The organism is Variovorax sp. 01N429, from assembly GCF_056399425.1.
In genome coordinates, this window is record NZ_JBFTRG010000003.1 from 192,142 (window position 1) to 204,966 (window position 12,825).

Here is a 12,825-nt window from a genome sequence, read left to right on the forward strand (position 1 = left end):
CTTCACTGCGTGCAGCACGGCGAAGCAGCCGTTGCCAGGGGCGGCTCGTCAAAGCCACCGCCCAATGCGAGATACAGGTTGGTTCGCTGCGCCAACTGCTCGGCCTGAACGCGCAGGCGCGAGGTGCGCGCCGCGTAGACGGTGAGCTGGCTCTCCTGCACGGTGCGCAGATCGATCGAACCCACTCGATACTGGATGCGCGTGAGCTCCAGCGCCTGCTCGCTGTCGCGGATCGTTGCGGTGAGGATCGCTTCGCGCTCGCGCAGGATCGACTCCGCGCTCAAGGCACTTTCGACCTCGCCGAACGCCTTCTGGCCTGCGCGCGCGTAGTCAGCCACGGCCACCTTCTGTTCGGCCGTGCGGATTTCCACCTGCGCCCGCAACGCGCCGCCCTGGTAGATCGGCGCGATCAGGTTGGCGCCCAGGCTCCAGATCGGGCTGCTCTGGTCCTTCAGCACGAGCAAGTCGCTCGATACGTTGCTGCCGCCGGCGGTGAGGCTGATGCGCGGAAGCTGCGCCGCCTTGGCTTCGCCCACTCGATCGAACGCAGCGGCGACGCGGCGCTCCGCAGCCACCAGGTCGGGGCGGCGTTCCAGCAGTTCGGACGGCACACCGACCGGCAGAGGGGGCGGCATGGGCGCAAGCTGTGTCGCCACGGCAATTTCCGCCGAGGGATAGCGGCCGAGCAGAAGTTCGAGCGACCGAAGCGCCTGCTCGCGTGCGAACTCCACCTGCTTCAGTGCATCGCGATATGAACCCGCGCTGGCTCGTGCCTGGGCCACGGCCACGTTGCTGCCGTTGCCGATGCGAAAGCGGTCCTCCGACATCTGCAGCAACATTTCGGAAGACCTGAGCGCATCCTTCGTGATGGCGTGCTGCAAGCCCGCTTCAACCGAGAGGAACCACGCCTTGGCTACGGTGGCCGCCAACGACTGGCGTGCGTAGGCGTAGTCGGCCTCTGCAGCCAGCGACTGCTCCTTGGCCGCCGCTTTTGCATAGCGCAGCCGCCCCCACACATCCAGTTCGAGCGATGCATTCAGGAAGATGCCTTGCAATCCTCCGCTGCCGCCCGACTTGCCGCCGCCCAGGCCGACGACGCCCACGGCAGGAAGCAAAGCGGCCGATGCGACCTCGACGTAGCCCCCGGCCTGCTCCACGCGCGCCGCCGCGACGCGCAAGTCGACGTTGTAGGCCAGGGCTTCGTTGACGAGCGCCGTCAACGCCGGATCGCCGAAGGTCGCGAGCCAACCGTCGGCGACGGGCGCGGTCACTCCACCGCCAGCCCTGAATCCCGGAGGCACTGGCGCCTGGGGCAGCACTTCCTTCTGCAACTCAACAGACGTCGGCGGAAGCTTCAGCGCACAGCCGGAAACCACAGCGGCGAGCACCAGCGCCGTCGCGACAGTCCTTCGATGAAGCGCAAGTGTTCGCATCAGTGCAGCTTCAGCACAAGGTAGTTGGTGATGGCGCCGACCCGAAGGATCACCATCCGAATGATGTGGATCATCTCCACATGCTCCGTATAGATGGCCCCCTGGCCATCCGCACCCGCCGCAAGAAAAAGCCCCGCGTCCTTTTCATCGACGATGAACTTCACCGGAAAACGCCCCGGCATCTGCGGATACGCGGCTGTCTGCGGCAGTTGGCCCGATTGAGCCACCTGCCCCTGGCCCTGCGCCCAGACGATCGAGTCGACCTTGGCCGAGATGACGCGGCCCGGGTACGTCTTGAGCGTGAACTCTGCTGCGTTGCCCGGCTCGACAAGGCGCAATTCGTTCTGGTCGTAAAGGCCGACCACCTGGTAGGTCTCCTCGACGAAGCTCATGGCGGGCGCCAAGGGCACTGAGACAACGTACGAGCCTGGCCTCAGCTGGACGTTGATGGCATATCCGCTGGTCGGCGCATAGACGGCAGTCTGGTCCAGGTTCCATTGCGCATTGCCGAGGTCCGCGCGACTGATGTCGACCTGCGCCTTGGCGGTTGCAAGCTGTGCGCGAGCCGATGCCACCGAAGCCTGTTCGCCGTTCACGCGTCCAGACAGCTTTTGCGTAACCTGCGCTTCGTTCGCATTGGCCGTCGCGATCTGCCCTTGCAGGTCATAGAGGTTCGATTCCGCCTGTTCCAGTGCGAATCGATCACCAGCACCGCTGGACACCAGTTCGCGGTTTTGCCGCACCCGCATCTGTGCGAGTTCGTACTTCGGCTGCAGCGACCTGACCTGTCCGGTCGTGGCCTTGAGCTGCTCCTGCAACTGCCGGGCGCCTGCGGAAGCTTCGATCAAGGCCGCCTGAGACGCCGCGAACTTGGCCTCGTCCGCCACCAGCCTCGCCTTGGCGGCAGCGAGTTCGTTCTCGTACTGCGTCGGATCGATGCGAAACAGCAACTCGCCCTTCTTCACGAGGCGGTTGGGTTCGACGGGCACCTCCAGTACGCGGCCTCGCACTTGCGGCACGATCTGCACGACGTACTTGATGACGCGCACGTCCCCTGTCGACGGCGCGACGACGTTGAGCGTCAGGACCAGAATCGTCAGCGCGACGATCGGGATGATCACCACCGTGACCTGCGTCCCGGTGTTCCACGGCAGCCACTTCAGCTTGATGAAGAAGAGCCAGACGAAGAAGGCATAGATGCCAAGGAGCAGCGCTTCCATCAGGTGCTCGCATCTCTGGCCGCGGCGGCGAAGCCTCCGCGCGCCGTCACTGCCGCGAGGTTCTTGCGCAGCACCCTGAGCTCGGCGGTCAATCCTCCCTTGGCATCCATGGCGTCGAGCTCTTCGCGCAGGTGCTCGATCTCATGCTCCAGAAGCTCGCCCGACAGTGCCCGCGCGCCCGTCTCGTGGTAGTAGTCCTCGTGCTTTTCGGTGCCGTAGGCGACCTGGTAGCCCACCGGTTTGATATAGGCCCACAGCCACGCGAGCGGCCAGAGCAGACCGCCGAAGAACAGCGACAGGAGGCACAGGGTCTTGATGGCGTCCCGCTGCGGATGGTGCCGCTTGTGCGCGATTTTTTCCGGCAGCACGTGCACCATCCAGAACAGGACGATGCCGGCAATCGGTACGGCGAAGATGATGAACCAGGCGAGCCCGGTTGCCGCCGAGCTCATCATCTCGGGCGGAAGAAACGATGCGTTCGCGCTCTTCGGAGCGGCCAGGCTGACCGCCAAAAACACAAGGGACGAAAGGCCAAGACCTGATCGGGACCTCTCCCTCGCTCTGCATCGCATACCGGCTCCTGGACTTCCGTGGTGACCCGGCAAATCCTAGATGAGTCGCGAAGCGCCAAATTGAGAAACGTCAATTCCCGTCGACGAAGAGCGCCGAGACTTGGGCGTCACTTGTGGAGGACGAGATGAAACGACACGCCGCCGGCGTGGCAGTCGTGCTCGCCCTCGCCGGCGCAGCACATGCGCAGTCCGACAACGCGGACGGGGCCAACGCGCCCAAGGAAGGAAAGGCCGGCGTCGAGTTCTACGGACAGGCCATGCTCGACGCCATCTACGACGCCGGGCGCATGCACCCTGACTGGCGCGCGACGCTGCGACCATCGCAGATTCCGATCGTCTGCCCGGGCACGCCAGGGTGCGGCAGCAACGGCACGGGTTTGTTGAGCGTGCGGCAATCCAGCCTGGGCTTCAAGTCCTTCATCCCGACGTCGGCAGGTCCGATCAGGACCGACCTGAGCCTGGACCTGTTCGGAACCAGTGGCGGCACCCAGCCCCACCTGCTCGACGCGTGGATCGAATGGAACAGGTTCGGCATCGGGCAGACGTATTCGAACTTCATGGACATCGATGTGCTCCCGGACGTCATTGACTACTGGGGGCCGAGCGGCATGGTCTTCGTGCGAACGCCGCAGCTTCGATTCGTGGCGCTCGACCGGCCGGGAATGCTGGCGGCGATCACGCTGGAGTCGCCCAGTTCGGCGATCGACGCAGGAAGGTTGGCAAGGGTCGATCCGGCCCTCGGCCAAGGCATCACGGGCCACAACCCGGTGCCGGACGTCGTCGCGTCGTTCAGGCTCGAACGGGAGTGGGGGCACTTGCGTGCCGCCGCCATCTTTCGGGAACTGGGCTATCACAACACCGAATCGGTCAGTGGAAAGCCGTCCGGCACGGTCAACGGCTATGGCCTGAACCTCGGCGGCGCATTCGAGATCTCCGCCAAGGATCATCTGAATTGGCAACTTGCAGCGGGGCGCGGCATTGCCAGCTACATGAACGACGGCGGCGTCGACCTCGCGCCCGGCGGCAACCTGCGGGCCGAGGCGGTCCCCTCCGTCGGATGGCTTGTTTACTTCACCCATGCCTGGAACGACAAGTGGAGCAGTTCGATCGGCTACAGCGCGCATCGGCAGAACAATACCGGTGGGCAGATTGCCACGGCCTTTCATGAGGGAAGCTATTCGTCCGTCAACGTGCTCTATGCCATCGCCAGGAACTTGACCATGGGCACCGAATTGATCTGGGGGCGCCTCGAAGACAAGGTCGGCGGCTCGCAGGTGGACTACCGCTTGCAGTATTCGACGAAGTTCACGTTCTGAAGGCTTTCCGAAAGCTAAATGCCAGGAAAAAACAATGATCAAAGTGGTCGACTACCCCCTTCTCGTCTTCGTCATCACGTTCTTCTTTTTGACCTTTTGCATGTGGGCCGGGGCCCGGCTGCTCAGAAGATGGGGCCGCCCGCAAGAGAGCACGCGCGACAACTTCGGCATCATCGTGGGGGCGACGCTGACGCTTCTGGGGCTGCTCGTCGGGTTTGGCTTCTCGATGGCCGTTGGCCGCTACGACCAGCGCAAGAACCTCGAAGAAGCGGAAGCCAATGCGATAGGCACCGAGTACGTGCGGGCCGACTTGCTGCCTGCGGCGGACGCGGAAAAGGTTCGCGGCCTGCTGCGCGAGTATTTCGATCAGCGTGTTCTGTTCTACACGACGCGTGACGAGCGGCAGTTGGGTGAAGTCAACGCGCGGACTGCGAAGCTGCAGACGCAGTTGTGGGCGGCGGTGGTGGCCCCTGTAGCAGCGGCACCGCTGTCGCCGACAGTCGCGCTCGCAGTGTCGGGCATGAACGATGTGCTCAATGCGCAGGGCTATACACAGGCGGCCTGGTGGAACCGGATTCCCCGCGCCGCATGGCTCCTGATGCTGGGCATCGCGGCCTGCTGCCATCTGCTGGTGGGCTATGGCGTGCGCGACGCCACGGCCGAACGCAGCCAGCTTGCGGTTCTGCCGCTGGTCCTGGCCATTGCGTTCTTCCTCATTGCCGACATCGACAGCCCTCGCGGCGGCGTGATCCGCGTAAGTCCCCAGAACCTGATCAGTCTGGGGGACTCGATTCACCCGACCGAAAAGAAATGATGAAGCCGGAATTCGAGAACAAAAACGAAGTGGCAAGAGAGCCGGTCCTCAGCCCGGTCGATCGCGTATCGGAGATGCTTTTCGGGCTTTTCATGGCGCTCACCTTCACGGGCGCCGTGTCGGTGGCCGACTCAGGGCGCGAGGATCTGCGGCAGATGTTCATCGCCGCGCTGGGCTGCAACCTCGCCTGGGGACTGGTCGACGCGGTCATGTACCTGGTTCGCACGGTGACCGATCGCGGGCGATGGATCACGCTGGTGCGCTCCGTTCGCGATGCGGCGGATGCACAGAGAGGTCGTGATCTTGTCGCCGGCTCCATGTCGCGTGTCGGCGCGCGCTTCGTGATGGCAGCCGACCTCGAAGCCATTCGCAGCCGAATGGTGGCCCTGCCGTCCATCCCGTCGCGGCCGAAGCTGTTGTGGCGTGACGCGCTCGCCGGGGTCGCGATCTTCCTGATCGTCGTGACGGCGACATTTCCGGTGGTGCTGCCCTTTGCGCTGATCCAGGATGTCAGGACGGCAATGAATGTGTCCCGCATCGTCGCGCTGACGATGCTCTTCATCGGCGGCCTCGCCTTGGGCCGCTACGCCGGGTACGGCAGCTGGAAGGTCGGCCTGATGATGGTCGGTCTCGGCACTGCGCTGGTGGCTGCGATCACGGCGCTCGGCGGCTGAGCGCCGCTCCAGACTTTCCCTACCCCCCTCCCCCCTCCACCAAGGAGGGGGTGGCGAGTGCGCGCGAATCCCAGAATTCCGCCCGGTCACTGCTCATATGCAGGAGAGACCTCCCACTCACCAACGAAGAAACTGGAAACACGTGCATCACTCCCACCACAAGACGGGATCCGCCGAAACCCGCTCGTCCTTTCGCCTCGCAGCCGTTGCCGCTGCCACCTTGCTGGCGACCTTGTCGTCAGGCGGTGCGCATGCATTCGAGTTCGACACGGGCAATCCGGACGTCTCCGTCCGCTGGGACAACACGCTTCGCTACAACTACGCGAATCGCGTTGCCAATCGCGATCCGAAGATCGGCAACTACGTGGTTTCGGACGAGGGTACCTACAGTTTCAACGCCGGTGAGACGGTGGCAAACCGCATTGACGTCCTCTCCGAGTTCGACCTCACCTATCAGAAGCGCTACGGCATGCGCGTGAGTGCCGCGGGCTGGTACGACAACGCGTACGGCAGCACCAGCCAGTCCAACCCTTACCCGCCGCTGGTGAACATCCCCAGTTACGTCAACCACCAGTACAGCCCTTACGTCCAGCGCTACTACGCCGGGCCTTCGGGCGAATGGCTCGATGCCTTCCTGTTCGGCGGCTTCGACATCGGGAACGTGCCGGTCAACATGAAGCTCGGCCGCCATTCCCTCTACTGGGGCGAATCGCTCTTCGTGAACGGCAACCTCAATGGCATCGCCTATTCCCAGAATCCGCTCGACCTGCAAAAGGGGTTCGCAACGCCTGGCGTGGAAGCCAAGGAACTGTTCCGGCCGCTCAGCCAGATCTCGATGCAGGCGCAGGTGACGGACACGGTGTCGGTCGCGGCGCAATACATGCTGCAGTGGGAAGCCTTCCGCTACCCCGAAGGCGGCACGTACCTCGGCCCCGTGGACTTCGCGTTCAATGGGCCGGACCGCCAGTTCATCTCGGGTCCCCTGGGCTTTGCACAGAACGGCGGCGCACTCAAGCCGCCGCAGCGGGGCGAAGGTGGCCTGTCGACGCGCTGGAGCCCCGAGTGGCTCGATGGAACGATGGGCTTCTACTGGCGCAACTTTGCCGACAAGCTGCCGCAGACCCTGCTCACGCGCGTCGGGCCGAACATCAGCCGCTACAACCTGGTCTACGCCGACAACATCGATCTGTTGGGCGTCAGTCTTGCGAAGAACATCGGCGGCATCAGCTTCGGCTCCGAGCTCTCGTATCGCCACAACACGCCGCTGAACAGCACGGTGCTCGGCATTGCACCAGGCGTGCCTGCGCCGGGCGATACCAACGGGCCACGCGGCGACACGTATCACGGCCTGGTCAATGCAGTGGGCGTGATACCGAAGACTGCCGTTTTCGACACGGCGACCTACGGCGCAGAACTTACATGGTCCAGCTGGTCGAAAGTCACCAGCGGCAAGAACCTCTTCTTCGCCGAGGGCTTTGCGGCCTGTGCCGGCAAGGACAAGTGGGACGGTTGCACCACGAAGAACTACTTCGGCGCCGGTCTCTCCTTCACGCCCACCTGGTTCCAGGTGTGGCCGGGCGTCGACGTGTCGGCACCCCTTACGTACGCCGTCGGCCTCTACGGCAATGCGGCAACCGTCTTTGGCGGCAATCAGGCGAACGGCAACTACAGCGTGGGCGTCGGCTTCGACGTCCGCCAGAAGTACCGCATCGACCTGAAATACATCAACTACGTCGGCCGCTACCGCGACAACGGGTATGCCGTGACCAGCCAGAACGGCCTCACGACCTTGCTCGACGACCGCGCATTCGTGAGTCTGACTTTCAAAGCCACTTTCTGAGAATCCCAACATGAAATTCACCCACTCGGTGCTTGCAGGCGTCGTCGCCGCAACGGCCGCCTTGGCGGCGCAAGCGGCCATCACCGCCGACGAAGCCAAGGCCCTCGGCACGACCCTCACGCCCGTCGGCGCCGAAAAGGCCGGCAACAAGGACGGCACCATTCCCGCCTACGACGGCGGGCTGAAGGCGGCTCCCGCTGGCTTCAAGGCTGGCGACGGCATTCGCCCGGATCCGTTCGCCGGCGAAAAGCCGCGCCTCGTGATCGATGCCAAGAACATGGCGCAATACGCCGACAACCTGACCGACGGCACCAAGGCGCTGCTGCAGAAGTACCCCGGCTTCCGCGTCGATGTCTACCCGACGCACCGCACCGTCGCCTTCCCGAAGTTCGTCACCGACAACACGGCGGCCAACGCAGTGCAGGCGAAGACGGCCAACGAGGGCCGCTCCATCGAAGGCGCGCACGCCGGCTTCCCGTTCCCTATTCCGAAAACCGGCTACGAGGCCATGTGGAATCACCTGGTGCGCTTCAACGGCCAGAGCTACGAAGCCAAGTACCGCAACCTGAACGTCGACGCCAGCGGCCACTCGGCGCTGGCCACTGAAGGTCTGAGCGTGCAGGACTTTCCGTTCTGGGACTCGAGCAAGCAGACGGCCGACACGTACTGGCGCATCAAGCTCACCTACACCGGCCCGGCACGCCGCGCCGGAGAGGCGCTGCTGATCGTCGATCCGCTCGACATCGGCAACAAGGACCGCCGCGCCTGGATGTACCTGCCCGGCCAGCGCCGCGTCAAGGTCGCTCCGGACCTGTCGTTCGACACGCCCAACCCTGGCACCGCCGGTGCGACGACCTTCGACGACACCTTCATCTTCAACGGCTCCATGGACCGCTTCGACTTCAAGCTGATCGGCAAGAAGGAGATGTACGTGCCCTATAACGATTACGCCGCGGTGTACCAGTCCAAGCAGGACGACCTGCTCAAGCCGAACCACCTGAACCCGGACCTGGTTCGCTGGGAACTTCATCGCGTATGGGCCGTGGAAGCCACGCTGCGCGACGGCAAGCGCCACGTCTACAGCAAGCGCACCTTCTACCTCGACGAAGACTCGTGGGCAGCGCTGGCTTCGGACAACTACGACGCGCGCGGCCAGCTCTATCGCTCCGGCTTCGCCTACATGACGCCGAGCTACGACCTGCCGGCACCGTACACCGACATGTTCGGCCACTACGACTTCGCATCGCGCGTCTATTCGCTGACCGGCTACATCGCCGAAACCGGCGGCATGCGTCACACGAAGCCGCTGTCCGACCGCGAGTGGACTGCCGACTCGCTGGCCGGCGCGGGCGTTCGCTGATCGAGGCCCTGCGATGAACGCGAAGCGATTCACGATCGGTGCCCTGGCACTTGCCGCAGTGTTGGCCGCGGCGTTGGCCGCGACGGTCTCGGCACGCGAGGTCCTGCCAGTGAAGCCCGCCGGATGGCGTGACGTGCTGGACACTCCCGCCACCAAGAGCCCGCTCGCTTCGCGCACGTTGCTCAACGGCCTGGCCAACGCCGGCGACCGCGTGGTGGCCGTGGGCCAGCGCGGGCATATCGTCTGGTCGGACGATTCAGGCAGGAACTGGCGGCAGGCCGATGTGCCCGTCAGTTCCGATCTGGTGGCCGTCACCTTCGCGAACGTCACGACCGGCTGGGCCGTGGGGCACGACGGCGTCGTGCTGCGCAGCACCGATGGCGGCCAGAGCTGGACCACCCAGCTGGACGGCCGGCGCGTCGGGGAAATGATGGTCCGCTACTACCAGCGCGAAGCTGCCGCACTGGCGGCCGACGATCCGAAGCGCGCCGGACTGCTGGTGGACGAGGCTCGGCGCTTCGAGGCGCAAGGGGCGGAGAACCCGTTCCTGGACGTCTGGTTCCGCGATGCGTCCGAAGGCTTCGTGGTCGGCGCGTTCGGGCTCGTGCTGCATACCAACGACGGCGGCATCACCTGGGAACCGTGGCTGCACGCGGTGGACAACCCGAAGGGCCTGCACCTCTATGCGGTGCGAGGCATCGGCGCGGACATCTACATTGCCGGCGAGCAGGGACTCCTGCTCAAGCTGGAGCGCGGCGACACACGTTTTCGCGCACTCGAACTTCCTTACAAGGGCACCCTCTTCGGCGTCACCGGCAATGCCCGATCGGTGATTGCCTATGGCCTGCGCGGCACGGTGCTGCGCAGCGTCGATGCCGGAAAAGTCTGGCAGCAGACACCGACCGGCCTGCAGGTCGGACTGACCGCCGGCACGCGCCAGGACGACGGACGCATCGTCCTCGTCAGCCAGGCCGGCCACATCCTGACCAGCAACGATGACGGCGCCAGTTTCAAGGCCGCCGTTGTCGAACGCACCGTCCCCGCCGCGGCGGTGGTCACCCCCGCCAAGGGCGCGCTCGTGATAGCAGGGCCGCGCGGCGCCCAATCGCTTCAGCTGCCCTGACCGGCAGCGGGATCTCGCACATGCACACCCCTATCTCCGCGGACATCTCCGCGCCGAGCTCGCTCGAGCAATTCGACACACGCTCTGGCTCCCCGCTCGAGCGCCTGATCTTCAATCACCGCTTCGCCGTGATGGTCGCCTGCGGCCTGATCACACTGCTGCTGGGTTTCATGGCCGTGACGCGGCTGACGCTCAACGCCAGCTTCGAGAAGATGCTGCCGCAGGGCCATCCCTACATCCAGAACTACCTCGACAACCGCACCGAACTGCGCGGGCTGGGCAACTCCCTGCGCATCGTGGTGGAGAACACCCAGGGCGATATCTACGACCCGAAGTACCTCGCCGCGCTCAAGAAGATCCAGGACGATCTCTTTCTGACGCCCGGCGTCGACCGCGCGTGGATGAAGTCGCTCTGGGCACCGGCCGTGCGCTGGACTGAGGTGACCGAGGAAGGCTTCCAGGGCGGCCCGGTCATGCCAGACAACTACGACGGCTCGCAGGTCTCCACAGAAAAGCTGCGCGGCAACATCGCACGCGCCGGGCTGGTGGGCAGCCTCGTGGGCAATGACTTCAAGTCGAGCATGATCGTCGTGCCGCTGCTGGACCAGGAAGCGACGCCGGGCAAGCGGCTTGACTATCGCGGCCTGTCGCACACGCTCGAACAGATGCGCGCGCGCTACGAGACCGATGCGCAAGGCCAGCCGACGGGCATCCGCGTGCACAGCATCGGCTTCGCCAAACTCGTCGGAGACCTGATCGACGGCCTCTACCAGGTGGCGCTGTACTTCGCATTGGCCGCACTGGTGGCAACGCTCATCATCTTCTTCTACACGCGCTGTGTTCGAAGCACGACGCTGGTCGTCGCGTGCTCGCTGGTGGCGGTGGTCTGGCAACTTGGGCTGGTGGCCGGGCTCGGCTTCGAGCTGGACCCCTATTCCATCCTCGTGCCCTTTCTCGTCTTCGCGATCGGCGTGTCGCACGGCGCGCAGAAGATGAACGGGATCATGCAGGACATCGGCCGCGGCGCGCACCGGCTGGTTGCTGCGCGCTTCACCTTCAGGCGCCTGTTCCTTGCTGGCTTGACGGCGCTGGTGGCCGACGCTGTCGGCTTCGCCGTGCTGATGATGATCGACATCCCCGTCATCAAGGACCTGGCGCTCACCGCGAGCATCGGCGTGGCCGTGCTGATCGTGACCAACCTGATCCTGCTGCCGGTGCTGCTGTCGTACATCGGCGTCAGCGCCAAGGCTGCGCAGCGCAGCCTGCGCGCCGAACTGGACGAGACAACGAGCGGAGTCGGCCGCGTCTACGCATGGCTCGATCGATTCACCGAGCGGCGCTGGGCGCTGGGCACTGTCATCTCCGCCGCGGTGCTGCTGGCTGTCGGCCTCGCGGTGAGCACCCATCTCAAGATCGGCGACCTCGACCCCGGAGCGCCCGAACTGCGGCCGGACTCCCGCTACAACCGCGACAACGCCTTCATCACTTCCAACTATTCGCTCTCCAGCGACACCTTCGCGGTGATCGTCAAGACCGCCAAGGAAGGCTGCCTGAAGTACGAAACGCTCATCGAAGCCGATCGGCTCGCCTGGGCGCTCCAGCAGGTACCCGGCGTGCAGACCACGATGTCGCTGGCCAACGCCGTGCGCCAGATCACCGCCGGCAGCAACGAAGGCAGCCCCAAGTGGCTGACCATCGCCCGCAACCAGGACGTGCTGAACTACGGTGCGCAACAGGCCAGCGTGAACAACCCGGAACTCTTCAACACCGAATGCTCGGTGATGCCGGTGATCGCCTACCTGGCGGACCATCGCGCGGAAACGCTCGATCGGGTGGTGCAGGCCAGCGCCGCCTTCGCTGACGCACACAGCAATGGCGATCGCAAGTTCCTGCTTGCAGCGGGCGGCGCCGGCATCGAGTCGGCCACCAACATCGTCGTCCACAAAGCCTGGACGCAGATGCTGATGCTGGTCTACGCGGCAGTCATCGTGCTGTGCTTCATCACCTTCCGCAGTTGGCGCGCCGTGGTAGTGGCGGTGGTTCCGCTGGTGATCACGTCGGTGTTGTGCGAAGCGCTGATGGTCTGCCTGGGCATCGGCGTCAAGGTGGCGACCCTGCCGGTGATCGCACTCGGCGTGGGAATTGGCGTGGATTACGCGTTGTACCTGCTGAGCGTGCAGCTGGCCCGCCAGCGTGCCGGCGCAACGCTGGCGCAGGCTTACCGCGATGCTTTGCAGTTCACAGGCAAGGTGGTCGTGCTGGTCGGGGTGACTCTCGCGGCGGGCGTGCTCACCTGGGCGCTCTCGCCCATCAAGTTCCAGGCGGACATGGGCATCCTGCTGGCTTTCATGTTCATCTGGAACATGGTCGGTGCGGTGCTGCTGATTCCCGCGTTGTCTCACTTTCTGCTGCGCCCGCGTGCCACCTCTACCCTGATTGGCGAGACGCGGACCGTGGCGATCGCATAGAGGAA

10 protein-coding genes are annotated in these 12,825 nt (G+C 64.7%); 7 read left to right on the forward strand and 3 right to left on the reverse strand.

Features of this window, described 5'->3' with window-relative positions; genetic code table 11:
* Window positions 1–2: 2 nt before the first annotated feature.
* Genes AC1DSF_RS07020 through AC1DSF_RS07030 form a run of 3 tightly spaced genes read right to left on the reverse strand, consistent with a single transcriptional unit; the run spans window position 3 to window position 3,105 of the window.
* Complete coding sequence (locus tag AC1DSF_RS07020; protein ID WP_478182483.1) at window positions 3–1,433, reverse strand: TolC family protein; 1,431 nt, start codon at window positions 1,431–1,433, stop codon at window positions 3–5.
* Window positions 1,433–2,653: an HlyD family secretion protein gene (locus tag AC1DSF_RS07025; RefSeq protein ID WP_478182484.1), complete on the reverse strand. Its 1,221-nt coding sequence runs from the start codon at window positions 2,651–2,653 to the stop codon at window positions 1,433–1,435. The genes AC1DSF_RS07020 and AC1DSF_RS07025 overlap by 1 nt, the downstream gene beginning before the upstream one ends.
* Window positions 2,653–3,105, reverse strand: coding sequence for a DUF3302 domain-containing protein (locus AC1DSF_RS07030; protein ID WP_478182485.1), 453 nt, complete (start codon window positions 3,103–3,105; stop codon window positions 2,653–2,655). Before AC1DSF_RS07030 ends, AC1DSF_RS07025 begins: the two co-directional genes overlap by 1 nt.
* A gap of 245 nt (window positions 3,106–3,350) precedes the next feature.
* Between AC1DSF_RS07030 and AC1DSF_RS07035 the strand changes: the two genes are divergently transcribed.
* The 7 genes from AC1DSF_RS07035 (at window position 3,351) to AC1DSF_RS07065 (ending at window position 12,820) form a co-directional block, all read left to right on the forward strand.
* Complete coding sequence (locus tag AC1DSF_RS07035) at window positions 3,351–4,541, forward strand: hypothetical protein (protein ID WP_478126510.1); 1,191 nt, start codon at window positions 3,351–3,353, stop codon at window positions 4,539–4,541.
* 34 nt (window positions 4,542–4,575) lie between these two features.
* Window positions 4,576–5,355, forward strand: a complete 780-nt coding sequence (locus AC1DSF_RS07040) for a bestrophin-like domain (protein ID WP_478182486.1) — start codon at window positions 4,576–4,578, stop codon at window positions 5,353–5,355.
* Window positions 5,352–6,029 carry a hypothetical protein gene (locus AC1DSF_RS07045; RefSeq protein ID WP_478182487.1) on the forward strand — a complete coding sequence of 226 codons (678 nt, stop codon included), beginning with the start codon at window positions 5,352–5,354 and terminating at the stop codon, window positions 6,027–6,029. Before AC1DSF_RS07040 ends, AC1DSF_RS07045 begins: the two co-directional genes overlap by 4 nt.
* Window positions 6,030–6,171: 142 nt before the next feature.
* On the forward strand, window positions 6,172–7,869 hold the full coding sequence (locus AC1DSF_RS07050; protein ID WP_478126513.1) for a DUF1302 domain-containing protein: 1,698 nt from the start codon (window positions 6,172–6,174) through the stop codon (window positions 7,867–7,869).
* A 10-nt stretch (window positions 7,870–7,879) separates the two neighbouring features.
* Window positions 7,880–9,229: a DUF1329 domain-containing protein gene (locus AC1DSF_RS07055; protein WP_478126514.1), complete on the forward strand. Its 1,350-nt coding sequence runs from the start codon at window positions 7,880–7,882 to the stop codon at window positions 9,227–9,229.
* A 13-nt stretch (window positions 9,230–9,242) separates the two neighbouring features.
* Window positions 9,243–10,352, forward strand: a complete 1,110-nt coding sequence (locus tag AC1DSF_RS07060; protein WP_478126515.1) for a YCF48-related protein — start codon at window positions 9,243–9,245, stop codon at window positions 10,350–10,352.
* A 20-nt stretch (window positions 10,353–10,372) separates the two neighbouring features.
* Window positions 10,373–12,820: an efflux RND transporter permease subunit gene (locus AC1DSF_RS07065; RefSeq protein ID WP_478182488.1), complete on the forward strand. Its 2,448-nt coding sequence runs from the start codon at window positions 10,373–10,375 to the stop codon at window positions 12,818–12,820.
* Window positions 12,821–12,825 lie beyond the last annotated feature (5 nt).

Bases quoted from the DNA above. Each gene is read 5' to 3' on its own strand.
- AC1DSF_RS07020 (WP_478182483.1), bottom strand. From the start codon at position 1,433: ATGCGAACACTTGCGCTTCATCGAAGGACTGTCGCGACGGCGCTGGTG.
- AC1DSF_RS07025 (WP_478182484.1), bottom strand. From the start codon at position 2,653: ATGGAAGCGCTGCTCCTTGGCATCTATGCCTTCTTCGTCTGGCTCTTC.
- AC1DSF_RS07030 (WP_478182485.1), bottom strand. From the start codon at position 3,105: ATGAGCTCGGCGGCAACCGGGCTCGCCTGGTTCATCATCTTCGCCGTA.
- AC1DSF_RS07035 (WP_478126510.1), top strand. From the start codon at position 3,351: ATGAAACGACACGCCGCCGGCGTGGCAGTCGTGCTCGCCCTCGCCGGC.
- AC1DSF_RS07040 (WP_478182486.1), top strand. From the start codon at position 4,576: ATGATCAAAGTGGTCGACTACCCCCTTCTCGTCTTCGTCATCACGTTC.
- AC1DSF_RS07045 (WP_478182487.1), top strand. From the start codon at position 5,352: ATGATGAAGCCGGAATTCGAGAACAAAAACGAAGTGGCAAGAGAGCCG.
- AC1DSF_RS07055 (WP_478126514.1), top strand. From the start codon at position 7,880: ATGAAATTCACCCACTCGGTGCTTGCAGGCGTCGTCGCCGCAACGGCC.
- AC1DSF_RS07060 (WP_478126515.1), top strand. From the start codon at position 9,243: ATGAACGCGAAGCGATTCACGATCGGTGCCCTGGCACTTGCCGCAGTG.
- AC1DSF_RS07065 (WP_478182488.1), top strand. From the start codon at position 10,373: ATGCACACCCCTATCTCCGCGGACATCTCCGCGCCGAGCTCGCTCGAG.